27 protein-coding genes are annotated in these 24,837 nt (G+C 43.3%); 1 reads left to right on the plus strand and 26 read right to left on the minus strand.

Annotation, left to right across the window (positions count from 1 at the left end):
- The 7 genes from gpmI to rpoN form a co-directional block, all read right to left on the minus strand.
- On the minus strand, positions 1-1,530 hold the full coding sequence (gene gpmI / locus CDZ88_RS13145) for a 2,3-bisphosphoglycerate-independent phosphoglycerate mutase (RefSeq protein WP_100373982.1): 1,530 nt from the start codon (positions 1,528-1,530) through the stop codon (positions 1-3).
- Positions 1,527-2,282 carry a triose-phosphate isomerase gene (gene tpiA / locus CDZ88_RS13150; RefSeq protein WP_100373983.1) on the minus strand — a complete coding sequence of 252 codons (756 nt, stop codon included), beginning with the start codon at positions 2,280-2,282 and terminating at the stop codon, positions 1,527-1,529. Before tpiA ends, gpmI begins: the two co-directional genes overlap by 4 nt.
- A 22-nt stretch (positions 2,283-2,304) precedes the next feature.
- Positions 2,305-3,486, minus strand: a complete 1,182-nt coding sequence (locus CDZ88_RS13155; RefSeq protein WP_100373984.1) for a phosphoglycerate kinase — start codon at positions 3,484-3,486, stop codon at positions 2,305-2,307.
- Between the two features lie 97 nt (positions 3,487-3,583).
- Positions 3,584-4,591 carry a type I glyceraldehyde-3-phosphate dehydrogenase gene (gene gap / locus CDZ88_RS13160; protein WP_100373985.1) on the minus strand — a complete coding sequence of 336 codons (1,008 nt, stop codon included), beginning with the start codon at positions 4,589-4,591 and terminating at the stop codon, positions 3,584-3,586.
- A 106-nt stretch (positions 4,592-4,697) separates the two neighbouring features.
- Positions 4,698-5,723 carry a sugar-binding transcriptional regulator gene (locus CDZ88_RS13165; protein ID WP_100373986.1) on the minus strand — a complete coding sequence of 342 codons (1,026 nt, stop codon included), beginning with the start codon at positions 5,721-5,723 and terminating at the stop codon, positions 4,698-4,700.
- A gap of 158 nt (positions 5,724-5,881) precedes the next feature.
- A complete protein-coding gene (locus tag CDZ88_RS13170) occupies positions 5,882-6,127 on the minus strand; it encodes a glutaredoxin family protein (protein ID WP_100373987.1) in 246 nt (81 codons plus the stop codon).
- Between the two features lie 18 nt (positions 6,128-6,145).
- Positions 6,146-7,483 carry an RNA polymerase factor sigma-54 gene (gene rpoN, locus CDZ88_RS13175; protein WP_100373988.1) on the minus strand — a complete coding sequence of 446 codons (1,338 nt, stop codon included), beginning with the start codon at positions 7,481-7,483 and terminating at the stop codon, positions 6,146-6,148.
- Positions 7,484-7,869: 386 nt separating this feature from the next.
- On the opposite strand from rpoN, the gene clpP reads away from it, so the two are divergent.
- Complete coding sequence (gene clpP / locus CDZ88_RS13180) at positions 7,870-8,466, plus strand: ATP-dependent Clp endopeptidase proteolytic subunit ClpP (RefSeq protein WP_269799264.1); 597 nt, start codon at positions 7,870-7,872, stop codon at positions 8,464-8,466.
- A 103-nt stretch (positions 8,467-8,569) separates the two neighbouring features.
- Here clpP and CDZ88_RS13185 read toward each other — a convergent pair whose 3' ends face one another.
- The 19 genes from CDZ88_RS13185 to lgt form a co-directional block, all read right to left on the minus strand.
- A complete protein-coding gene (locus CDZ88_RS13185; RefSeq protein ID WP_100373990.1) occupies positions 8,570-8,827 on the minus strand; it encodes an HPr family phosphocarrier protein in 258 nt (85 codons plus the stop codon).
- Between the two features lie 23 nt (positions 8,828-8,850).
- Positions 8,851-9,807 carry a DNA-binding protein WhiA gene (gene whiA / locus CDZ88_RS13190; protein ID WP_100373991.1) on the minus strand — a complete coding sequence of 319 codons (957 nt, stop codon included), beginning with the start codon at positions 9,805-9,807 and terminating at the stop codon, positions 8,851-8,853.
- 100 nt (positions 9,808-9,907) lie between these two features.
- Positions 9,908-10,897, minus strand: coding sequence for a gluconeogenesis factor YvcK family protein (locus CDZ88_RS13195; protein WP_100373992.1), 990 nt, complete (start codon positions 10,895-10,897; stop codon positions 9,908-9,910).
- Entirely contained in the window at positions 10,857-11,744 is an 888-nt protein-coding gene (gene rapZ, locus CDZ88_RS13200) for an RNase adapter RapZ (protein WP_100373993.1), read from the minus strand. The genes CDZ88_RS13195 and rapZ overlap by 41 nt, the downstream gene beginning before the upstream one ends.
- Positions 11,745-11,773: 29 nt before the next feature.
- Positions 11,774-12,256, minus strand: a complete 483-nt coding sequence (locus CDZ88_RS13205) for an NUDIX hydrolase (protein WP_198507862.1) — start codon at positions 12,254-12,256, stop codon at positions 11,774-11,776.
- Positions 12,257-12,526: 270 nt separating this feature from the next.
- Positions 12,527-13,474, minus strand: a complete 948-nt coding sequence (gene trxB, locus CDZ88_RS13210) for a thioredoxin-disulfide reductase (RefSeq protein WP_100373995.1) — start codon at positions 13,472-13,474, stop codon at positions 12,527-12,529.
- A 104-nt stretch (positions 13,475-13,578) separates the two neighbouring features.
- Complete coding sequence (locus tag CDZ88_RS13215) at positions 13,579-14,637, minus strand: tetratricopeptide repeat protein (RefSeq protein WP_100373996.1); 1,059 nt, start codon at positions 14,635-14,637, stop codon at positions 13,579-13,581.
- Positions 14,638-15,139: 502 nt separating this feature from the next.
- Complete coding sequence (hisIE, locus tag CDZ88_RS13220; RefSeq protein ID WP_100373997.1) at positions 15,140-15,772, minus strand: bifunctional phosphoribosyl-AMP cyclohydrolase/phosphoribosyl-ATP diphosphatase HisIE; 633 nt, start codon at positions 15,770-15,772, stop codon at positions 15,140-15,142.
- Positions 15,769-16,527: an imidazole glycerol phosphate synthase subunit HisF gene (hisF, locus tag CDZ88_RS13225; RefSeq protein WP_100373998.1), complete on the minus strand. Its 759-nt coding sequence runs from the start codon at positions 16,525-16,527 to the stop codon at positions 15,769-15,771. The genes hisIE and hisF overlap by 4 nt, the downstream gene beginning before the upstream one ends.
- A gap of 4 nt (positions 16,528-16,531) precedes the next feature.
- Positions 16,532-17,260 carry a 1-(5-phosphoribosyl)-5-[(5-phosphoribosylamino)methylideneamino]imidazole-4-carboxamide isomerase gene (gene hisA / locus CDZ88_RS13230; protein ID WP_100373999.1) on the minus strand — a complete coding sequence of 243 codons (729 nt, stop codon included), beginning with the start codon at positions 17,258-17,260 and terminating at the stop codon, positions 16,532-16,534.
- On the minus strand, positions 17,253-17,897 hold the full coding sequence (hisH, locus tag CDZ88_RS13235; RefSeq protein ID WP_100374000.1) for an imidazole glycerol phosphate synthase subunit HisH: 645 nt from the start codon (positions 17,895-17,897) through the stop codon (positions 17,253-17,255). The genes hisA and hisH overlap by 8 nt, the downstream gene beginning before the upstream one ends.
- Positions 17,898-18,482 carry an imidazoleglycerol-phosphate dehydratase HisB gene (hisB, locus tag CDZ88_RS13240; protein WP_100374001.1) on the minus strand — a complete coding sequence of 195 codons (585 nt, stop codon included), beginning with the start codon at positions 18,480-18,482 and terminating at the stop codon, positions 17,898-17,900. It abuts the gene before it with no gap.
- Positions 18,464-19,756: a histidinol dehydrogenase gene (gene hisD, locus CDZ88_RS13245; protein WP_100374002.1), complete on the minus strand. Its 1,293-nt coding sequence runs from the start codon at positions 19,754-19,756 to the stop codon at positions 18,464-18,466. The genes hisB and hisD overlap by 19 nt, the downstream gene beginning before the upstream one ends.
- 2 nt (positions 19,757-19,758) lie before the next feature.
- Positions 19,759-20,391 carry an ATP phosphoribosyltransferase gene (gene hisG / locus CDZ88_RS13250; RefSeq protein WP_100374003.1) on the minus strand — a complete coding sequence of 211 codons (633 nt, stop codon included), beginning with the start codon at positions 20,389-20,391 and terminating at the stop codon, positions 19,759-19,761.
- A 1-nt stretch (position 20,392) separates the two neighbouring features.
- Entirely contained in the window at positions 20,393-21,574 is a 1,182-nt protein-coding gene (locus CDZ88_RS13255; protein ID WP_100374004.1) for an ATP phosphoribosyltransferase regulatory subunit, read from the minus strand.
- Between the two features lie 301 nt (positions 21,575-21,875).
- The gene (locus CDZ88_RS13260) at positions 21,876-22,364 is read right to left on the minus strand and encodes an acyltransferase (RefSeq protein ID WP_100374005.1); all 489 of its coding nucleotides are present in this window, start codon (positions 22,362-22,364) and stop codon (positions 21,876-21,878) included.
- Positions 22,357-23,004, minus strand: coding sequence for a pyrophosphatase PpaX (ppaX, locus tag CDZ88_RS13265; RefSeq protein ID WP_100374006.1), 648 nt, complete (start codon positions 23,002-23,004; stop codon positions 22,357-22,359). The genes CDZ88_RS13260 and ppaX overlap by 8 nt, the downstream gene beginning before the upstream one ends.
- Positions 22,994-23,941, minus strand: coding sequence for a nucleoside recognition domain-containing protein (locus CDZ88_RS13270; RefSeq protein WP_100374007.1), 948 nt, complete (start codon positions 23,939-23,941; stop codon positions 22,994-22,996). Before CDZ88_RS13270 ends, ppaX begins: the two co-directional genes overlap by 11 nt.
- Before the next feature lie 24 nt (positions 23,942-23,965).
- The gene (gene lgt, locus CDZ88_RS13275; protein WP_100374008.1) at positions 23,966-24,829 is read right to left on the minus strand and encodes a prolipoprotein diacylglyceryl transferase; all 864 of its coding nucleotides are present in this window, start codon (positions 24,827-24,829) and stop codon (positions 23,966-23,968) included.
- Positions 24,830-24,837: the final 8 nt, after the last annotated feature.

Consider the following 24,837-nt stretch of genomic DNA (forward strand, 5'->3'; position numbering starts at 1 on the left):
TTAAAATAATTTCTTACCAGTCATTTCTTTCGGCTGAGATCCACCTAGTAGGGCAAGTACTGTTGGAGCTAAATCAGCCAAAACACCATCCTCACGTAATGTAAGGCCATCTTGTGTCACAATAACAGGCACTCGGTTTGTTGTATGAGCAGTCATTGGCATATTTTCAAGCGTTAATACTTCATCTGCATTACCGTGGTCCGCGGTAATGACAGCTGCTCCGCCTTTTACCGTGATTGCATCAACAATTTTACCTAAGCATTCATCCACCACTTCAACTGCCTTAATCGTTGGAGCAAGCATTCCAGAATGCCCAACCATATCAGGATTTGCGAAGTTAAGAATGATCGCATCATGCTTGTCCGCTTCAATGTCTACAAGTAAGGCATCCGTTAATTCGTATGCACTCATTTCAGGCTGAAGATCATATGTCGCTACTTTAGGAGAGTCAATTAAAATTCTTTCTTCTCCTTCAAACGGCGTTTCACGTCCGCCACTGAAGAAAAATGTCACATGTGGAAACTTTTCTGTTTCGGCGATACGTAGTTGTTTGTAGTTTTGCTGCGCCAACACTTCGCCTAATGTGTTATCTAGGTTCGAAGGTTTGAATGCAACATAGCCATCCACTGATTCACTAAAGTGGGTCATACACACAAAGTGAACACTAGTAGGATGAGCCGGTCCACGCTCAAAACCTCGGAAGTCTTCATTTGTGAACACTTGCGACATTTGAATTGCGCGGTCCGGACGGAAGTTAAAGAAGATCACTGCGTCATCATCTTGAACGGTACCGACTGGTGTTCCGTCTTCTTTCGTCATCACGGATGGAATGACGAACTCATCATGGATTCCATTTTTATAGCTATCTTTTAATAGCTCTGTTGGATCTTGATAAGTTGGTCCTTCGCCATATACCATCGCACGATAAGACTTTTCAACACGATCCCAGCGACGGTCACGGTCCATAGCGTAATAACGTCCGTGTAGGCTGGCAAGTTCACCTACACCAAGTTCAGCTAGCTTCTTTTCCAAAGCGTCCACATAAATTTCAGCTGATGTTGGTCCGACATCGCGTCCATCTAGGAAACCGTGAACGTATACTTTCTCGACTTGTTCACGTTTTGCAAGTTCAAGCAGGGCAAAGAGATGATCGATATGACTGTGAATACCACCATCAGACAGTAGTCCATACACATGTAGGGCACTGTTTTTTGCTTTCACATGCTTAATCGCCTCGTGAAACGTATCATTCTCAAAGAAATCACCTTCACGAATCGAAAGGTTCACACGAGTTAAACTTTGATAGACAACACGACCGGCACCGATGTTCAAATGACCAACTTCAGAGTTGCCCATTTGACCAGGAGGTAATCCGACCGCTTCACCCGCTGCCTCTAGTGTAGCATGAGGAAACTGATTCCAATAGCGATCAAAGTTCGGTTTTTTTGCTTGGGCCACTGCATTACCAAGAACTTCATCACGTAACGCGAATCCATCAAGGATAATCAGTGCTACTGGCTTCTTGCTCATTTACCTGCCTCCAAAAGCTCAAGGAATGATTGTGCTTCAAGACTAGCGCCACCAACAAGTGCCCCGTCAATATCAGTTTGTGCCATGTATTCTGCAATGTTTGCAGGTTTCACGCTACCACCGTATTGAATACGCACTGCATCAGCTGCTGTTTCACTTACATTTGAAGCAACGACTTTACGGATATAAGCACAAACTTCATTCGCATCAGCTGCTGAAGAAGACTTACCCGTACCGATTGCCCAGATTGGCTCATACGCAATCACCGTTTCTTTTACTTGGTCTTCTGATAATCCAGCGAGACCTTTTTCCACTTGCTCACGTACGACATCATTTGTTTTTCCAGCTTCACGCTCTGCATCTGTTTCTCCGCAGCACATGATTGGAACAAGATTATGTTTGAATGCAGCGTGGACTTTTTTATTCACTGTTTCATCTGTTTCTGCAAACATTTCACGACGTTCAGAGTGACCAATGATCACATAAGAAACGTTCATGTCTTTTAAAGCGACAGGGCTGATTTCGCCTGTAAATGCACCACTTTCTTCAAAGTGAACATTTTGTGCGCCAACTAATAGGTCTGTTCCGCTTGTTTCTGATACAAGACTTTCAAGGTATAGAGCAGGAGAGCAGACAACCGCGTCTACTTCACTATTTGCAGGAACTTTTGCTTTTACTTCTTGGACGAATTGCTTCGCTTCTCCAAGTGTTTTATTCATTTTCCAGTTACCAGCGATAATTGGCTTACGCATATGAAACCACCTCGTCCTTGAATTATTTTTCGTTTAATGCTAAAACGCCTGGAAGTTCTTTACCTTCCATGAACTCAAGAGATGCTCCGCCACCTGTTGAAATGTGACTCATCTTGTCAGCATAATCAAACTTCTCAACAGCCGCTGCAGAATCTCCACCACCAATGACGGAATAGGCGTCACTTGTTGCAAGAGCTTCAGCTACACCTTTTGTACCATTTGCGAATGCTTCATATTCAAACACACCCATAGGTCCGTTCCAGATCACAAGCTTTGATTCCGCGACCACTTTGCGGTATGTATCAATCGTTTTCGGTCCAATATCAAGAGCTTCCCAATCAGCAGGAATGGAATCGATCTTAACAACTTTTGTGTTAGCATCTTTAGAGAAATCATCCGCTACAATCGCATCTTCAGGCATGTAGAAATTAACGCCTTTTTCTTTTGCTTTAGCCATGAATGTTTTTGCTAGATCAATTTTATCTTCTTCTAGAAGTGACTTCCCAACTTCATGACCTTGTGCTTTTATAAATGTATAAGCAAGTCCGCCACCAATAATTAAGTTGTCGACTTTATCTAGTAAGTTGTCAATAACACCAATCTTATCTTTTACTTTTGCTCCACCGATGATTGCCGTGAAAGGACGTTCAGGCGTTGACAATGCTTTCCCTAGTACATCTAGCTCTTTCTCCATAAGAAGACCAGCTACAGCGGGGATATGCTTGGCAATTCCTTCTGTTGATGCGTGAGCACGGTGAGCGGCACCAAATGCATCATTAACATAGACATCAGCAAGATTAGCAAAGGCTTTTGCTAATTCTGGATCGTTCTTTTCTTCACCTGCGTAAAAACGAACATTCTCAAGTAACAGCACGTCACCATCGTTTAAGCTGTTAGCTGCCGCTTCTGCTTCACTACCATGTGCTTCATCGACCTTTTTCACGTCTTTGCCTAGTAACTCACTAAGACGAGTTGCTACTGGCGTTAAACGAAGTTCTTCAACGACTTCTCCATTTGGACGACCTAGGTGGCTTGCTAAAAGAACTTTAGCTCCTTGGTCAACTAAGTATTGAATCGTAGGTAGCGCTGCGCGAATACGTGTTTCATCTGTGATTTTTCCGCTTTTCATAGGTACGTTAAAATCGACACGACAAAAGACTTTCTTCCCTTTAAGCTCAATGTCTCGAACCGTTTTCTTGTTCATTAGATCGGACCTCCCAGTCACATTTTACGCGATTACTTGACAGCGGAAAGGGGAGCTAGTACTTAAACTCTCCTCCCCCTACGCTATCTATTTTGAATTATAGTCCTTGTTTAGCGATATATTCAACAAGATCTACAACACGGTGAGAATAACCAGATTCGTTGTCATACCAAGAGATGACTTTAACCATGTTGTCTTCCATTACCATTGTTGATAAAGCATCGATTGTTGATGATGCTGGGTTACCATTGTAATCACCAGATACAAGTGGCTCTTCGCTGTATGCAAGAATTCCTTTAAGGTCACCTTCAGCCGCCTCTTTGAATGCTGCGTTTACTTCCTCAGCTGTTACATTTTTATCAAGTTCTGCAACAAGGTCTACAAGTGAAACGTTAGGTGTTGGAACACGCATAGCACCACCGTTTAGTTTCCCTTTAAGTTCAGGTAATACTAGAGCAACAGCTTTTGCAGCACCTGTTGTTGTAGGAATGATGTTCTCAGCAGCTGCACGAGCACGACGGTAATCTTTGTGCGGAAGATCAAGAATTTGTTGATCATTTGTGTATGAGTGAACAGTTGTCATCATACCGCGGCGGATACCGAATTTGTCATTTAATACTTTTGCAAATGGTGCAAGACAGTTCGTCGTACAAGAAGCGTTTGAAATAACGTGGTGGCTTCCTGCATCGTATTTCTCTTCATTAACACCCATAACAAGCGTAATATCCTCATCAGATGCAGGAGCAGAGATGATAACTTTCTTCGCGCCAGCTTCGATGTGTTTTGCTGCATCTTCACGTTTTGTGAAGAAACCAGTTGATTCAACAACTACTTCTACGCCACGATCTCCCCAAGCAAGTTCAGCTGGGTTACGCTGAGCAGTTACGTTAATTTCTTTTCCGTTCACAACTAACGCGTTGTCTTTTACTTCGATTTCCGCATCAAGTACACCGTGTACAGAATCATACTTTAGAAGATGTGCAAGCATGTTCGCATCTGTTAAGTCATTGATTGCTACAACCTCTACGTTCGGGTTGTTTAAAGCTGCGCGGAATACAATACGTCCAATACGTCCAAATCCATTAATACCAATTTTCGTTGTCATAATAAAATTCCTCCTAGTAGTAAGTAAAAGTTGATAAGAAAAGCTAAGTAAAAGGCTTCTTATCTTTATCAAAAAGGGAAACCCCTTTTATCTATAAAAGTTAATGTTACAGTTCAATCTCAAGTAGTCTACGAGCGGCCGATTCATCGGTGATCAGTACATCACTTGGACGATTGTTCATATAAGCAGAAATGGCTTCTGCCTTTGATTGTCCCCCAGCAACCGAGATTACATACTTATCTCGGTCAAGCTCATCTAGCTGTAAACCGATCGTCCGTTGTTTGTGGATAATGCTTCCTTCTCGATTGAAATAGTAACCAAATGCTTCAGCTACCGCTTCTTCCCGTTCAATCTTGTCCATAAACGTATCCTTTGAACCACGACGTGTCGCCATCGTATTCGCTTCACCAATTCCGTGAATGACAACCCGAGCTGACTTGATCAGCTTTAGGATATCCTGGATCGACGGCTCTAATACGAGAGATGAATACGCTTCTTCACTTAATTGGTCAGGAACGTGAAGCAAACGGTACTGGGCACCCGCTCGTGTTGCAAGTTCAGCACTTATCGTGTTGGCTTGGTTTTCAACTCTCTCCCCAAGTCCCCCACGCGCTGGAACAAACATCACATCTCGCATGCCTACATCTGGTGTCATCATCTCCGCAACAGCGGCAAGTGTCGTTCCACCCATCACCGCAATGACATCTTGAGGCAGACGCTTTGCTTTAAGTTCTGCAATACACGCCCGGCCAAGTTCTCGTTTTACCCAAGGGTTTTCATCACTGTCTCCTGGGACGACGAGGACTTTTCCAACTCCAAGCTTTTGTTGCACTTGCTCTTCAAGCGTTCGTAAACCAAGTAACTCCTTCATCACTTCTTCTAATTGATAAAAAAGTGCTTCACCTGATGGGGTTACCGTCATACCAGCTGTCGCAAAATGAACAAGCCCTTGACCCTTTAGAAATGTCACTTCCGTGCGTAACACACGCTCTGACATGTCTATGTTTGAAGATAAACTCCTTCTCCCAATCGGCTGCATCAAGCGAATATGCTGAAGGATTTTAAAACGCTTCACCATCACATCTAGCATGTCAGGTAATAATTTTTGTTGAATATCTAACAATACACGCATAGAACTGATTACTCCTTCTTAACACTTTTACACAATCTTCCTATCGGGATAAAATGCGTCCCTCGCAGTCGTTTTGTGTCCCGATATGGGTAAAAAAAGATCAAATCCTTATCTTCATCTTCATTTTAACAAGGAAATGATCTGCACACAAGCGATAATTACTGATTAAATTGATGTAAACGGTTTCTTATTTTACCTTTTGAGAATTGTCCGAAATCAATGTCTTCTCCATTGATAGAGACTACGGGGATCATGAGCTGGTATTGCTCTAATAGGTCATCATCTTGATAAATATCAATCACTGTAAATTCAAACGGGATCTCTTGCTGCAATTCTTTTAGCACAGCTACCCCTTTGTCACATAAAGGACAGTGATCCTTCGAATAAACCTTCACTTCTAGCATGTCACATACTCCTTGCTTTTATTCATATCTTTTCCTTTTCGTTGAAGAAGGAATGCCTAGTTCATCTCGGTATTTCGCAATGGCGCGCCTAGAGACGGTAATTCCTTTTTCATTCTCCATCCACGTGACGATCTTCTGATCAGAAAGTGGTTTAGCTTTGGACTCACCAGCAATCAGTTGCTTTAATAATTCTTTAATCGACTGACTCGAAGTTGATTCACCGAAGCCATTTTTCACACTTGATGTGAAAAATGCCTTTAACTCAAATAACCCACGCGGAGTTTGGGCGTACTTATGAGTTGTCGCTCGACTAACAGTGGATTCATGCATCTCAATTTCTACTGCAATATCTTTTAATGTTAACGGCTTTAACACGCCACTTTTTGATTCAAAGAAATCGCGTTGGTGACAAACAATGGCTTCAGCGACTTTCTTTATCGTTTGCTGCCGTTGTTCAATGCTTTTTAAGAGCCACTGAATTTGTTGGTATTTTTGTTTAGCATACTCGGTCGCCTCGGCTTGGTTCGATTGATGGAGAAGCCTCTCGTAGTCACGGTTCAAGCGAATGGGCGGAAGTGAATCATCAATCAGCTGAACGACCAACTCCCCACCTCTGTACGTAATGCTCAAATCAGGAATCAAGTAATTCGTTGGCTCCCCTGAAAATTGCGTGCCAGGACGCGGGTCGAGTGTTTGGATCAAATCATATACATCTTGAATGTCTTCGATCATCACATCGAGCTGTGAAGCAAGTTGCTTCCACTTCTTTGAAGCAAGTAGTTCCATGTGATCTGTCACAACCACTTCAGCCAGTGGCGCTTTATTCACTAGGCGCTTGAGTTGAAGTAACAGGCATTCTTGTAATGACCTCGCTCCGACACCAGCCGGTTCAAAGCTTTGCAACACCCGTAGTACCTGTTCCCCTTCTTCAGTACCTAATAGAAGGTCGGCGCACACCTCTTCAAACGGACGACAAAAGTACCCATCATCACGCAAGCTGAAAATGAAGTACTGTAACTGCTTTTCTCGTTCACCGGTTAACGATAATTCTCCGGCTTGTTCAATTAAATACTCGCTTAAACTTTTTTGATCAACAAGCGCATAGTCAATCGGGGAAGCATCATCCCCTTTTTGGTATGTTCTCGTTCGTTCGGTACCCGTGCCTATATAGGAAGATTCGCTTCTTACTTGCATAGAAGCTTGATCTTGCAAATCAATTAATGGATTCTCTAGAGCCTGCTCATGTATGAAGGCGGACAAGTCTGCTGTGGAGTACTGCAACAAATGGATCGCCTGACGCAACTCTTGTGTCATGACTAATGTTGTTGTCTGCTGTTGAAAAAGACCAAACTGCATAAACTTCCTCCTTCCGATAGATATCATACCACACTTTCACTTGATTAAGATATCATGTAAGCGCTTACTAAATCATATGAATCCTACTCCAAATCAGACCAATTTAGATATTACTATTATACTACAGATCCGTAACGTGACGATAACAAATTCAATTCACGTTTGAAGTGAAAAAAATTCGGCTATGATGGAAGAAGGTTTTGCATACCATGATAGGGAATACTATGTAATAGAGGAGACAAAATATTTGACCTTCTTTGACCTATTAGGTATGATGTACATAAGGAAATGATGCTGTTCGTACATACGTATCCATCAGTAATTCACGGACGCATGACAGCTAGGATCAACCTAATGATTCTGATTTATTCCATTCTAAGGAGGAAATGATTATGAATTTAATTCCTACAGTTATTGAACAAACAAACAGAGGCGAGCGCGCGTACGATATTTACTCTCGTCTACTAAAAGACCGTATCATCATGCTTGGTAGTGCGATTGATGACAACGTAGCTAACTCTATTGTTGCTCAACTTTTATTCCTACAAGCAGAAGACCCTGATAAGGACATCTCGCTCTATATTAATAGCCCTGGTGGTTCGATCACAGCAGGTATGGCGATTTACGATACGATGAACTTCATCAAGCCAAAAGTATCAACAATTTGTATCGGTATGGCCGCTTCAATGGGTGCCTTCTTACTAGCAGCCGGTGCGCCTGGCAAACGTCTTTCTCTACCAAACAGTGAAGTAATGATTCACCAACCACTTGGCGGCACACAAGGTCAAGCTTCTGACATTGAAATCCACGCACGTCGTATTATCGAAATGCGCGGAACATTAAACAAAATTCTAGCTGAGCGCACAGGCCAACCACTTGAAGTGATTGCCCGTGACACAGATCGTGATAACTTCATGTCAGCTACTCGTGCGAAAGAATACGGGATCATTGATGAAGTCATTTCATCACCATCCGCTAAATAAGACCAACGCCACCTAGAAATAGGTGGCGTTTTTCAATCCAAACCACCCTTCCAACTCTCCAACACAAAAAAGCACAGACCCTAAAGTCTGCACCTCCTCCTTCTTACGATTGTTTCTCCACATAAGCGGCTAACGCATCAAGCGCTTCGTCCTCATCATGTCCTTCTGTTATTAACGTAATATTTGTTCCTTGACCAAGCGCCAAACTCATCAAGCCCATGATACTTTTAGCGTTCACCTTCTTTTCACCCTTAACAATAAAGACATCTGAAGAAAAACGATTTGCTTCTTGGACGAATAATGCTGCTGGTCTTGCTTGTAATCCAGCTTTCAACTTTACTTGCACTTCTTTTTGAGCCATGTACAATCCCTCCCAATTTCTTTTTATAAATTGATTTCTAACGATTGTCCTGATCGAATTCGGTCAGCTATCTGATCAATTTTCCGTAACCTATGATTGATGCCAGACTTACTAACTTTTCCGCTTTCAACCATATCCCCTAGTTCTTTCAGTGTGACGTCTTGGTGCTTCATACGTAACTCGGCAATTTCTCGTAATTTCGGAGGCAATTGTTGTAGGCCAATTTCTCGTTCGAGGAGCCGAATGTTCTCTACTTGTCGTAAGGCCGCTCCGACCGTCTTGTTTAAATTAGCTGTCTCACAGTTTACTAGTCGATTGACCGAGTTTCGCATGTCTTTCATAATCCGAACATCTTCAAAATGAAGAAGCGCCTGATGAGCCCCGATGACACTTAAGAACTCGGTAATTTTCTCACTCTCTTTCATATACGTGATGAACCCCTTCTTACGTTCCAATGTTTTTGCATTTAGATCGTATTCGTTCATTAATTCACATACTGAGGCATTATGTTCTTCATATAAAGAAAAGACTTCGAGATGATACGACGACGTCTCAGGATGGTTAATCGATCCGCCTGCTAAAAAGGCCCCACGTAAGTAGGCTCGCTTGCAGCATGTTTCTTTCACAAGCTCATGAGAAATCGTCCGAATAAACATAAACCCTTCCCCGAGAATGCCTAGTTCTTCTAAAAGGTATTTCGCTTCGTGTGAAATTCTCACAAGATACACATTGTTCTTTTTAAGTCTCATCTTTTTTCGAACCATGAGTTCAACAAAGATCTCTGGATATAACTTTTTAATTAACGTATAAATCCGGCGAGCAATCGCTGCATTTTCGGTGGTGACATCTAGACCTAATTGACGATTAGCCAATGACATCGATCCGTTCATCCGAATTAAGGCAGCGAGTTCCGCTTTGGCACAGCATGACTCTTGCTCAAACTGTGTCAGCTCTTTTTTTGTCTTGGCTGCGAAGGACATTATCATCACTCCTTTCAGCCGTGTAGCACGCATTTATGATATAGGTATCTCTATGGGTTCATTTCTTGCACAACCACACGCCATTTTTTTCATTCACCAATTATTCAACCGTTCTTAGCAAAGCCTTTGATACTTTTTGGGCATCATGGCGTAACATTTGATCTTTTTCGACCACGAAGTGATCATTAATGACATTCACACCCATTGTATGCAATTGATCAAGGTCGACTACAACCGGAGAGGCTTGTTCTTTGGCATAATGCTCTTGCACTTCTTTTGATACAGGGGAACCATGTACAAGAATGTCATCAATCAATTCTGGCCCACAATGGGCGAACAACGCCTCGAGGTGTTCAGCTGCCGTGTAGTCATCTGTTTCCCCGCTTTGTGTCATCACGTTGCAAATATAAATCTTGTTCGCCTTAGCCTGAATCACCGCTTCACTAATCCCTGGAACGAGCAAGTTCGGCAGGACACTTGTATACAAGCTACCAGGTCCAAGCACGATCAAGTCTGCCTCGCGTATCGCACGTAAACTCTCTTGCAAAGGAACAATATTCTCTGGCGTCAAAAAGACCCGCTTGATTCGCTTTTGTTCTAACGGAATTTTAGACTCGCCACTCACAATCGTCCCATCTTCCATCTCCGCATGAAGAACAACACTGCGATTGGCAGCTGGAAATACTTTACCTCTTACATTTAAAACTTTGCTCACCTCAGTAATGCCTCGAGAGAAGTCCCCGGTAATCGACGTCATCCCTGCTAATAAAAGATTCCCTAACGAATGACCCGTAAGTCCTCCCCCATTGGTAAAACGATGCTGAAATAGTTCTTCCACTAGAGGCTCAACTTCTGCTAGAGCAATGAGCACATTTCTTACATCTCCTGGTGGCGGGATGTTCAGTTCTTGCCTAAGACGACCAGAGCTTCCTCCATCATCCGCCACCGTAACGATTGCTGTGATGTCAACAGAGAAGGTTTTCAAGCCTCGGAGTAAGACGGACAAGCCCGTACCTCCCCCAATCACGACTACTTTTTTTGGCTTCAAGTTATTTTTCCTTCCCCTTCTCAATATCACGGTGGCTAACATGCATCACATATTCCTTAGAAAAAGCTTCCCCAAAGTATTCTGCCAATGTCACCGAACGATGCTTCCCACCTGTACATCCGATTCCGATTACAACCTGACTTTTTCCCTCGCGCTTGTACTGAGGTAACATGTACGTTAGTAAATCACTAAGCTTTTCAATGAACGTTTGAGTTTCCGACCATTTTAAAACATAGGAAGATACTTCCTTGTCTAAACCTGTATTCGGACGCAAGTGGTCGACATAGTGTGGGTTCGGTAAAAACCTCACATCAAAGACAAGGTCTGCATCAATCGGAATTCCGTATTTAAACCCAAACGACATAATATTAATCGAAAATGGATGTCGATCTGTCGTTTTAAAGCGTTGAATAATGCGCTCACGCAACTGGATCGGCTTCATTTCCGTTGTATCAATGATTTGTTGTGAGCGTCCTTTTAAATCCTCAAGCAACTCTCGCTCTTTTTGGATGCCTTCTAAAGGAAGACCATTTTTCGCAAGTGGATGCGAACGTCTTGTTTCCTTATAGCGTTGGACGAGCTTAGCATCTTTTGCATCCAAAAATAAAATTTGCATCTTTAATTTCACATCTGTTGTGTGACTAATCAAATCAATCGCTTCAAACAAATGATCAAAAAACTCTTTCCCTCTAAGATCTATGACCAAGGCTACTTTATTCATCGTGCCATTCGAATCTTTTAGTAGGTCAACAAACTTCGGGATCAAGGCAGGCGGTAGATTATCGACACAGAAATAGCCTAAGTCCTCAAAACTCTGCACAGCAACGGTTTTTCCAGCTCCTGACATTCCTGTAATTATTACAATGTGAATCTCCTCGTTATTTGTCACAATCCATCACCTGCTTTTCTATAGAATCACTAGTTATTTATCTTTATTTCTGCTGGATCTGGGTCGAGACGGTACGATAACAGCTTGAAATCAGGTGTGTAATGAAATGTTCCATACATGACATCATCACGCTCAAGCACATGGCGGAATAAATATTGATCCCCTTCTGCCATCGGTAACTCTTTAATGTGATCAAGCTTTTGCCATTTAAGGTCGCCTTCAGAAGATTGCTCTAACTGCTCACCTTCAAACTGCGTCGCTTGAAATGTAAACATCATCCACTCCGATTGAATCTTGTCATCTTCTATAATAACCATCGAAAAAACAGCGCGTAACTTTGCATCTAGAATACTAAAGCCTGTTTCTTCTCGAAATTCCCTTGTCACTGTTTCTTTAATAGATTCACCTGATTCCATCTTACCACCAGGCGCAACCCACCAGCCTCGACGTGGCTTTTGTAACAATAGCGCTAAGTCATCATTTACGAGTACACAGTTTGTAACCCTTTGCAACAGCTTCACCTCACGTTCTATTCACTTCTTATTATACATTTATTTTCAAAACGGAACAATTCTTAGCATGAGGCAATATTTGTGAGGAGTCCTACTCATTTCAGGAAAAAGGACAAAAAAAAGGGCACGGACAGGATGTCCGTGCAAATTATATAAAAAAGGGGGTCAATTACTTATTCTTACTTTACCCCAAATTTATTTCATCCTTGTTACAAACTGATTAAAACCGAATGACGTTTTTAAAATTTTTTTGTCTGTTTCTCACAACGCTTAAGCTTTTGTTGTAGATTCTTCAAGACTTTCAAGGTAATGTTGAACATTTTGAGCAGCTAAGCTACCGTCTCCTGTTGCAGTAACAATTTGACGAAGAGACTTTTCGCGAATGTCCCCAGCCGCATAAATACCAGGTACTTTCGTTTCCATTTCTTCATTCGTTACGACATATCCTTCTTCGTTCAAAATACCAAGGCCTTTGACACTAGCATTGAGAGGAAGCATACCGATGTAAATGAACGCTCCATCTGTTTTGAACTCTTTCGTTTCCCCTGTTTCTGTATGTTCAATTGTTACACTACCAACCTTGCCGTTTTCTTCGTTGATTTCGTTTACGACATGATTCCAGATGAACTCAATCTTATCGTTTTTAAAAGCACGATCTTGAAGAATCTTCTGAGCACGTAATTGGTCACGACGGTGGATGATCGTTACTTTTGAGGCAAATCGTGTTAAATACACTGCTTCTTCAACAGCAGAGTCTCCTCCTCCAATAACAACAAGCTCTTTTCCTTTAAAGAATGCCCCGTCACAAACCGCACAATAGGATACCCCGCGACCGCTTAATTCTTTTTCACCTGGTACGCCTATCTTCTTGTATTCTGCACCCGTTGCAACAATTACTGCTTTTGCTTTGTACTCTTTGCTACCGGCTTTAACAAGCTTATATTCACCTTCGTCGATGATTTCTTTCACATCACCATATCCATACACCGCACCGAATTTCTTCGCATGCTCAAACATTTTTGTTGATAATTCAGGCCCTAAAATATGATCAAAACCTGGGTAGTTTTCTACTTCTTCCGTGTTAGCCATTTGTCCACCTGGTACGCCACGCTCTAGCATAATCGTGCTAAGGTTCGCTCGAGAGGTGTAGACAGCCGCAGTCATACCTGCTGGGCCAGCTCCAGCAATAATCACATCATAAATATTCTCTTCACTCATTAAAATCACTCCTACATTCACTAATTCATTCGTTCTACCCTTATCCTAATCAAGAAGCATATAAGTGTCCACTTATATGCTTAAAGAACATAAATTCTTAACAATTACCACAGGAGGTATAAAACGTCCTCTGAACTTAGTTTCCCATTTTGATCCGTTTTCAAGCATGCCCCTGCGTCTTCATTGCCAAGTCGTTCTGCTCGCTTCCAATAAAACATCGCTTTATCTTTTTGATCAAGATGATAATAAGCGACTGCCAAACAATGAAAAAGATCTGGTTCGCGCTCAAGTAAATAAGGTTCAACACGAAGAAGACGGTTTACTACTTGCTCGTAGTCTCCGATCGCACCTAACACTTTCGCTACCTTCATATGATGTTCGATATCTAGCGGATAAATGCGCTTGATCGCTTCAATATAAGGTTTTGCCTCGGCCTCTTTTCCACTTCGGCTATGGAAGACTGCTAAATTACACAGAGCAAATAAATTTCCCGCATCTTTTTCCAACACGCTCAAACATAGCTCAAATGCCGATTCGTCTCCGAGTCGAAACAGCGCTTCAGCAAGATGATTTTGGGCAGACCAACAGGTTGGATGATCCTCCATGATCTTTTGTAAAATAGGTAAAGCGTCTTCTGGCTTCCCCTTTTTTAATAACGTTCGCGCTCGATCATGCTCAATAATGTACTCATCGGCAGAAAGGTCTAGATCACCCCAGACCTCTCCGTCTTCTTCCGCTTCTTCTCGTTCTACTTGTAAAAGCTCTAACAAATCCTCAGCATCTTTATAAAATTCGCCACCAGGCGTCAGCACCATGTATCGCTTTGCCGCTTCATTTGCTTTTTCAAACAATCCTAAATAAGCAAAGTTATTCGCCATAAAGAAATAGCATTCCGACTGAACATCACCATGATCGGCTAATACTTGCGTCAATATCTCATTGGAGCGATCATACTGCCCCATCTCTGAGAGAACCGCCGCTAACTGAACATGAAAGACAGGCTCTTGATCTGTAAGCTGTACCGCACGTTCAAATAATTTGACAGCACGCTTCAGATGGTTTTTTCGATAGGCAATAATGCCTCTATGAAAGAAATAATCGCCACTTCTATAAAACGGAACGACATTTCGATTTTCCTGTTCATTAGTTGGTATCACATTCATGTAGTTCGATTCCCTCCATCTCTCTATTCATACCCTTAAGTATACAACAAACAAGGGGGCAATTGGAAAGGGGAAATCAAGATAACTTATCTCCAGCTTAAAAAACGCTAAGAAGATAGTCTCCTTAGCATTCTAGATCCTTACACTACACTTGCTACTTCCTGCTGACCCTTTTACATACGGAAGGACAAAGCGGTCCCTGCAAAGATGTACAACAGGCAATTAATTACATTGTGACACATTGAGCAATATTTTCCGTTAGTAATTAAAGAGTCTAGGACATTAAGAAAGGATTTAACTGAGAACCCGAACAATGTGCTAACCTAGCGGATGAAATATACGTAGACTCCTTCGGGATGAAAAGCAACGGTGAGACCCCACAGTGCGGAGCACGAGGAGGCTCACCTGCTTCCCGCGGAAAGCGAAGTATATTTCAGGAGCGGCTTAACTGCACCTCGTAATACTTTGTTCGGATTTTTGCCGTGCCCCAGTCTCTTGTCTTTTATGACTTCGGCTTGTGTCGTTCTTCTAATACCGATAAGATCTCATCAAGCGGCAGTTTCTGTTCACGTAATAAAACGAGAACATGATACAACAGATCAGCTACTTCCCACTTTAATTCTTCGGGGTCTCTGTTTTTAGCGGCTATAATGACTTCGCCTGCTTCTTCGCCGACTTTTTTCAAGATCTTGTCGACCCCTTTTTCAAACAGATACGTCGTGTAGGCCCCTTCTGGCATTTCCGCTTCACGCTCGGCAATGACGATTTCTAATTCATCTAAAATCGCAAAGCGCGTTGGATTCGTGCGGATATTCTCACCAAAGAGCGAGTCACTAAAGCATGTGTAATCTCCTTTATGACAAGCAGGCCCTCTTGGTGTCACTAAGACCACTAAGGCATCGGCATCACAATCATAGCGCATATCGACAATTTGCTGCGTGTTACCAGATGTCTCGCCTTTATGCCATAGCTCTTGGCGAGAACGACTATAAAACCATGTTTCCTTGGTTTCTATCGATTTTTGAAGAGATTCTTTGTTCATATAAGCAAGTGTAAGCACTTCTTTGCTCGTTGCATCTTGAACGATTGCTGGAACAAGTCCTTGCTCGTCAAATTTAATTTTTTCAATACTCATCGAACAAGCACCCCCTCTTCTTTTAAATAAGTTTTCACTTCTTCCACAGATGTTTCTTTATAATGAAAGATTGACGCAGCTAGAGCAGCATCTGCATTTGCTTCTTTAAATACATCAGCGAAATCTTCTTTTTTACCGGCTCCGCCTGAGGCAATAACTGGCACATTGACGACCTCATTGACAGCTTTGGTTAAAGCAAGGTCAAACCCCGTCTTTGCGCCATCTTGGTCCATACTAGTTAGAAGAATTTCTCCAGCCCCGAGTCGGGTCGCTTCTTTCGCCCAGTCACACACTTCCCACTCTGTTGCTTGTCGTCCACCATGAGTGTAGATTCGCCATGAACCTAGCTCTTCATCGTATTTAGCATCAATCGCTACAACGATGCACTGGGACCCAAAGAAATCAGCCCCTTCCCGAATTAACTGAGGACGTTTAACAGCTGCTGTGTTTAAGGAAACTTTATCTGCGCCTGCACGTAATACACGCTTCATGTCTTCAAGCGTATTGATGCCGCCTCCGACTGTAAACGGAATCGCTAACGTTCCAGCTACTTCTTCGACTACTTCCACCATCGTCTCTCGGCCTTCATGCGAGGCAGAAATATCTAAAAAGACGAGCTCATCCGCGCCTTGCTCATCATAAAAAGCCGCAAGTTCAACAGGGTCTCCTGCATCACGAAGATCAACGAATTGAATACCTTTGACGACACGGCCGTCTTTTACATCTAAACACGGGATCATTCGTTTCGTTAACAACCTGTCACTCTCCTTTTAACGCTTCTTCTAGTGTAAATTGATTCGTGTAGAGGGCTTTACCGACGATCGCTCCTCTGATTTCACTTGTATGTTGACGCAACTCGGTCAGATCTGCAAGCTTACTGACCCCACCTGAGGCGATTACTTCTTTTCCAGTCGCTTCACTCAGTTCTGCAATTGCTTCTGTATTAGGCCCTTGAAGCATTCCATCACGAGAGATATCGGTAAAAATAAAGACTTCAGCCCCGTACCGAGCTAATTCATTGGCAAGGTCGACCGCTTTTACAGATGATGTCTCAAGCCAGCCTTCTGTCGCAACATAGCCATCACGAGCATCGAGACCAATGGCAATTCTTTCTCCACCGTATGTTTCGAGCATCTCTTTCGTAAATACAGGGTCATTCACCGCAACACTACCTAAAATGACGCGATCAACACCGCGCTCTAAATAATAGGCCACATCTTCAGCTGTACGAATTCCACCCCCGACTTGGACGGACACATCAAGCTCTTTCGCTACCCTCACCACATGGTCGTGATTCACACGTTTTTTCGCTTTGGCTCCATCTAAGTCGACCATATGAATCCACTTCGCCCCTGCCTCGGCAAATGACTTAGCCATATCAAACGGCGAATCTCCATAGATCGTTTCTTGATTATAATCACCTTGGACGAGTCGAACACATTTCCCGTCACGCATATCAATGGCGGGATAAATTTCAAATTTAGCCACGACTAACCGCTCCTCTCTCCACAAACGTACCAAAATTCTTCAAGATCGACATTCCGACTGAACTACTTTTTTCAGGGTGGAATTGTGTTCCGAGCACATGCTCTCTTCCGACCACAGCAGGAACTTCTCTTCCGTACTCACTTGTCGCAAGGAGAACGTCTCGATCTTCTGTTGTAACCACATAGGAATGAACAAAGTACACATGCCCTTGGTCTACATCCTTTAGCAAAAGATGGTCTGGTTGATGGAAACTTAACTTGTTCCACCCTATATGCGGCACTTTGTAGCTCTTGCCAAACTCATCAATCCCACTGAATCGATCGACTCGACCTGGTAGGAGACACAAGCCTTTTGTTGATCCATGCTCGTTACTTTCTTCAAATAGAAGCTGCATGCCAAGACAAATTCCGAGTAATGGCTTCCCGTCCTGGGCCCACTCTTTTAAAAAGGTTGAAAGACCGGTTTCTTCTAAAATCGCCATCGCATCACGAAACGCGCCAACACCAGGCAAGACTAGCCCATCGGCTTTCTTTAATTCAGCCTGATCATCGGATAAGAAATAAGGAAGCTCTAATCGTTCGAGTGCCTTACTCACGCTATGTAAATTCCCCATGCCATAATCGACAATCCCAATCATCTATAACATCCCTTTCGTTGACGGAACCCCTTTAACACGGGTATCGATCGTTGTTGCCTCATCTAACGCACGCGCTAACGCTTTAAAGATCGCTTCAATAATATGATGCGTATTATGACCGTAATGAACAATCACATGTAAGTTCATTCGTGCTTCAAGAGCGAGCTTCCACAGAAATTCATGGACAAGCTCCGTATCAAAAGTTCCTACTTTTTGGCTTGGTAACTCGGCACGAAACTCCAGATGCGGTCGATTGCTTAAATCGACCACGACTTGCGCTAAGGTCTCATCCATCGGAACAAACGCACTACCATAACGTTTGATGCCTTTTTTATCCCCTAATGCTTCTTTTAAGGCCAGACCAAGTACAATGCCGATATCTTCAGTCGTGTGGTGGTCGTCGACTTCTGTATCGCCCTTGGCATCAACCGTTAAATTGAAATGACCGTGCTTTGTGAACAAATCAAGCATATGAGTGAGAAAAGGTACCCCTGTCTCTAGATTGGATTGGCCTTCGCCATCTACCGTAAACTCTAACGCAATGCTCGTTTCTCCAGTTTGTCGTTCTAGTTTCGCTTGTCGCATCGTTTTTCATCCTCCAGTCGAATATCGATCGCTCGTGCATGAGCTTCAAGTCCCTCTAATCGAGCAAGGGCTGTAATGCTGTGGCCATTTTTCATCAGTGCTTCTTTGCTATAAGAGATAATGCTCGACTTCTTTACAAAATCATCGACACTTAACGGACTAGAAAAACGAGCCGTTCCATTTGTCGGCAACACATGATTCGGTCCCGCAAAATAATCTCCAACTGGCTCTGAGCTATACGGGCCAACAAAGATCGCTCCCGCATGTCGAATTCGCCCAACAAGTGCCATTGCATCACCTGTTAAAATTTCAAGATGTTCAGGTGCTAACTCGTTTGTCACTTCAATCGCCTCGTCTAAATCTTTCGTCACATAGATCGCTCCGTAATCACGAATCGCCGCCTCAGCAATGTCCCGTTTTGGCAACGTTTCAAGCTGTTTTTCCACTTCTTTTTGGACACGCCGAGCAAGCTCTGTAGAAGGGGTCACCAAGACCGATGAAGCGCGCTCATCATGCTCAGCTTGACTAAGGAGGTCTGCTGCGATATATCGAGGATTAGCCTCTGCATCAGCTAGGACAACAATCTCACTCGGTCCTGCAATCATATCGATGTCGACATGACCAAACACTTCACGCTTGGCTAAAGCAACATAAATATTACCCGGTCCTGTGATCTTATCGACCGCTTGAATTGATTCCGTTCCGTAGGCTAGTGCGGCAACTGCTTGGGCACCTCCCACTTTGTAGATCGACTGAACACCAAGTTCGTTCGCTGTCACAAGGACGCTCGCTGGAATGCTGCCATCTTTTTGTGGTGGTGTCACGATCGTAATGTTCGGCACGCCAGCAACTTGAGCGGGGACGACATTCATGATGATCGAGGATGGATACGCGGCTTTTCCTCCAGGTACATACAATCCAACCGAATCAAGCGGCGTGACCTTTTGCCCTAAAATCGTTCCATCTTCTTTTGTTGTCATCCATGATTGCTGCACTTGTCGTGTATGGAAGTCACGAATATTGTCAATGGCTCCACGAATTGCTTCCAACACCGTCTCGCTCACCTGACCATAGGCAGCATTGATCTCCTCGACATCGACCAATAGACGATCGAGTACAGCACCATCAAATTTCTCAGTGTAAGAAAAAAGGGCGTGATCTCCTTTTTGACGCACGTCTTGAATAATTGTCTGAACCGCTTCAAGCTGCTCGGTTGTTCCTGTATCTAAATCACGTTTGAGACTAACTTCGTCTGTAACCGTAATAATCTTCATTCTTAATCCCCCTCGATGACAGTCGATAATCTCTCGACGAGTTGATCAATTCGGTCATCCTTCATGCGGTAGCTTACCGGATTAACAATTAAGCGTGAGGTAATGGGTACAATCGTCTCCATCTCAACCAGACCATTTTCCCTCAAAGTTTGTCCTGTTGAAACAATATCCACAATGCGATCTGCCAGTCCGATTAATGGCGCCAGCTCAATCGATCCATTAAGCTTAATCATCTCGACTTGCTCCCCTTGCTCTTTAAAATACTGGGCAGCAAGGTTCGGGTATTTGGAAGCCACCTTTGGATTAATATCTTTTTTCTCGTATCCTGGTAAACCAGCAACCGCTAAATAACAAGCGCTAATTTTTAAATCAAGCACCTCGTACACATCACGCTCTTCTTCGATCATGACGTCTTTACCCGCGACACCAACATCCGCCACGCCATGCTCGACGTATGTTGGGACATCCATTGGTTTCGCTAAAATAAAGCGTAGGTTCTCTTCTTCAACATCAATAATCAGCTTACGTGAGTCATCAAACTCATCCGGGAGACGATAACCTGCTTGACGGAGAAGGTCGGCTGCCTCTTCAAAAATTCTTCCTTTTGGCATCGCGATCGTTAAACGTTCACTCATGTTACTGGCCCCCTTTCTTTGACTTTCCAATCGAATAAATCACTTCATCATATTGTTCACTCATACGATCTACATCGGCCACGCCTGAAAGGTCCTGCAAGACAACCGCCACGCCTTCTTGACGCTTCTGTAGGGCTAGTTTTGTCGCTTCTTCTCTGCGCTCTTTACTAAAAATAATACATGTCACTGGCTCTCGCTCTGCTCGTTTACCTATCGCTTCAACAAGTAAATCAAGACGAACACCAAAGCCTGTTGCAGGAGCCGGGCGGTCAAATTTCTCTAGCAACTGATCATATCTCCCACCGCTACTAAGTGGCACACCCAAATCATTCCCGTAGCCTTCAAACACAACACCCGTATAGTAGCTTAAATGAAGCACGAGATTGAGATCGAGCTTCACATACTCATCCATCCCGTAGCTCTCAAGCACGTCCCATAATTGCGTCAGTTCTGCTAATGCCTTTTCCCCTTGTTCGGTCTGTATCAGGTCAGCGGCTTGTTGGAGTGCCTCTTTTCCACCACGCAACTTCAACAGTTTCAATAAACGGTCTTTGTCGATCGAAGACAAGTTCAGCTCTTTCACATGCTGGCGGAAGCCGACATAGTTTTTTTCATATAAATAACGACGAAGGACAAGTGCACGATCTTCATTGCCAACAACATCTAATAACAGTGCGTCAACATATCCAACATGACCAATAGCCACTTTAAAACCTGATAATCCCGCGCGTTGTAAACTAGAAATCATTAATGCGATCACTTCACCGTCTGCACTGACTGTCTCATCCCCAATAAGCTCGACACCGACTTGTTCGAACTCTGCAGGTTTGCCGCCTTCATGCTGCTGGGCACGGTACACATTGGATTGATAGTTTAGGCGAATCGGGAAAGAGGCTTCTTTCAAGCTTGAAGCAACCAGTCTCGCAATCGGTGCGGTCATATCAGGACGGAGCACCAATGAATGTCCTTTTGAATCCAATAATTTAAACAATTGTTGATCAAGAATCGCTGAGGCCTCCCCAACCGTATCGTAAAACTCTAGTGTTGGCGTATCGATCGTTTGATACCCCCAAAGTGCGATTTCAGCTGCTAGTCGATCTCTCACTTGCTTTTTCGTTGCATATAAATTCGGTAATGTATCTCTCATCCCGATTGGTTTCTCAAACATAAATGGCTTTGACATCTCTCTTCACTCCTTGTATCTCTATCTTTTAGTAGGTTGATCATAATCTATCCTATTCACACGTTCTTTTTACTTTAGTTCGCTAACATACTACCGAAATAAAGGATTCATCTGTAGTCTACACGAGGACACATAGACCGTCAACTAAAAAGACTGATTTTTTCGAGAGCATCATATATATAGATTCGACGAATTCTATCAAAATCCTGTTACAACCCAATGATCCCCCTTCCACTTTTCCACTTCCAACCTTTCCAACCCACAAAAAAAGCCCCAACACTACTTGTGTCAGGACCCTACTTCATATTTTCTCTTTAATCACTTGCATCGGATTGCCGCCAACAAATGCGCCCGCCGGAACGTCACGATGTACAAGTGTCCCTGCTGAGACAATGGCACCGTCCCCAATTGTTACACCAGGAAGGATCGTTGTGTTCGCACCAATCATCACGCCATCCCCGATGATCACATCCCCCAAACGATACTCTTTAATCAAATACTCATGCGCAAGAATCGTCGTGTTATAGCCGATAATCGTATTTTTCCCAATCGAGATTCGTTCAGGAAACATAACGTCCATCATCACCATTAACGCAACCGCCGTCTCAGCACCTACCTTCATGCCAAGAAAATGGCGATAGAGCCAATTTTTCACCTTCAGAAACGGCGTATAACGAGAGATTTGAATCACAATGAAGTTTTTGACGACTTTAAAAAACGGAACTGTGCGGTAAATTTGCCAAAGAGAATTCGCTGTGTTCACCGGGTAGCTCTCCGTTTTTCTACTCACTTTCTACCTCCAAGATATCAAGCAAGTCCGCCATCGTTTCTAGTACATAATCAGGTTCAAGGGCACGAATCGCCTCTTCCCCTTTAATTGACCAGCTCACACCCGCGGTTGGAATTCCGAGATTCTTACCGGCATGAATGTCATGAGGGCTATCACCAATCATCATCGCCCCTTCTTTCGTCACACCGAGACGCTCTAGAGCGAGTTCCAATGGTTCCGTATGTGGTTTGGCGTGTGTGACATCGTCTAAACCGACAACGACATCAAAATACGAATCAAGATTCATTAACTTTAACCCCATCAATGCTGTCTTACGGATTTTTGTTGTGACGATCGCTAAGTTATAGCCTTTTTCATGTAAGGTCTTAATCGTCTCAAACACCCCTTCATACTCACGAACAAGCTCATCATGAAATGCATGATTATGCGTACGGTAGAAGTCTATCATTTCTTCGTAACGTTCCGCATCAACCGTTTTAAAGCTATCTGCTAAAGGTGGTCCGATAAATGTGATCACTTTTTCACGATCATACTCACCTGGCTTATAATGCTCAAGGGTGTGTAAGAACGAAGCAATGATGAGTTCATTCGTGTTAATTAAGGTTCCATCTAAATCGAATAATAATGTTTTAATGTTCATAGGTCGCTTCCTTTCTATCTGCCTGTTGATCTTTCTCTAATCGTTTCCAAACAAAAGCCACAACGACAGTCAAGACAATCGCTGTTACGACACGAATAATTAATAACGGCCAAACAGGAATCCCAAGTGGAATGAAAATTAATGTATCTTCTATGACCGCGTGACAAGCGACAAGGAAAATGAACACCAAGTACAAATCCTTTTTCGATACATTATCTTCTTTGACCGCCTGAATCATCACACCAGCTCCAAAAGCGAGGCCAAACACAAGACCCGAAGCCAGTGTCGTCGATGTATTTTTTTGAATGCCGAGTAAGCGAGTTAAAGGAGCCATCCATGAGGACATCACCTGTAACCAGTTTAACTCTTTCATAATTTGAACAAATATCATCAGCGGGATCACGATCATGGCTAATTGGACGATTCCAAGGAACGCACTTTCTATTCCTGAGAATGCAATCCCCATCCAGGTAGACGGCTCCGCACTCGGTGTCGTTGAAACGAATCCGTATTGTGCGGTTTCTTGCCCTCCACTCCAAAATAAATGAATCATCCATGCCGAAAAGAGTGCCAAACCAATCCGCACCGCTAATACGACACTCATTTTGATTCCGACCTTCGTTGCGACAGCCGACTCAACGAAAAGGTTGTGAGAAAACGACAGCATCATCGCTAGGATAAAGACTTCCTTTACGGTGAGCTCAAGCGTTAATATTGCCCCAATGCCTGCATACAAATTAAGCACATTCCCGAGCACAAGCGGAATCGCCGCTTCCCCAGGTAGACCAATGAAACCCATCAGTGGCGCCAATAATTGCGCGAGCCAATCGAGCACGGGCGTATGCCCAAGAATTGTGACAAGTAACGTAATCGGAAAGATGATCTTACCTAATGTCCAAGTCGTCTGCAGACCGACGAGTAATCCCCTTTTCAGCATACCGATCCTCCCCCTCCAATCGACTTATTTCTTTTTCTTTGTCGACTTTTTCTTTCGTTTCGTCTCTTGAACGGGCAAGGCCGGATCTAAGTAACGTTTTGTACCAGGTTGCTTGCGACGATACACCCAAAGGATCACTGCTCCAATCACAAGAACAATCGAGATCACTTGTGCCGTCTTTAACACGCCAAAGATCAATAAGAAATCGAGTCGAATGATTTCAATGAAGAAACGTCCAACCGAGTACCAGATCACGTAGGTGAAGAAGATTTCCCCTTGCTTTAAGTTCACGCGACGTAAATAAAGAAGAAGAGCCACACCGAGTAAGTTCCATATCGATTCATATAAGAATGTCGGATGATAATACGTTCCATTGATAAACATTTGATTAATAATAAACTCAGGTAACAGTAGCCCTTCAAGAAACTCACGGGTCACAGGGCCTCCGTACACCTCTTGGTTCATAAAGTTTCCCCAACGACCAATTGCTTGACCGAGTAAAATACTTGGCGCCGCCACATCGACCAATTGCCAGAATGAAAGGTTATGCCTTTTTGTAAAGAAGTACGCTGTTAGCACCCCACCAATTAACGCACCATGAATGGCGATGCCGCCTTCCCATATATAAAACATCCGAATCGGGTCATCTGCAAATTGCTCCCACCTAAACGTCACGTAATAAATACGCGCAGAAATAATCGAAATCGGAATCGCAAACAAGAGTAAATCTGCAAATGTTTCTTTTGGCATCCCTAATCTTACTGACTCACGCGATGCGATGATATAACCTAAAAAGACACCCAAACCAATAATTGCCCCGTACCAATAAAGCGTAAAAGGCCCTACATCTAACAAAATCCTACTTAACGGTTCTATCTGTTCTTCCACTGTGGCCT

The sequence above is a fragment of the Bacillus sp. FJAT-45037 genome (assembly GCF_002797325.1).
Classification (GTDB): domain Bacteria; phylum Bacillota; class Bacilli; order Bacillales; family Bacillaceae_D; genus Alkalihalophilus.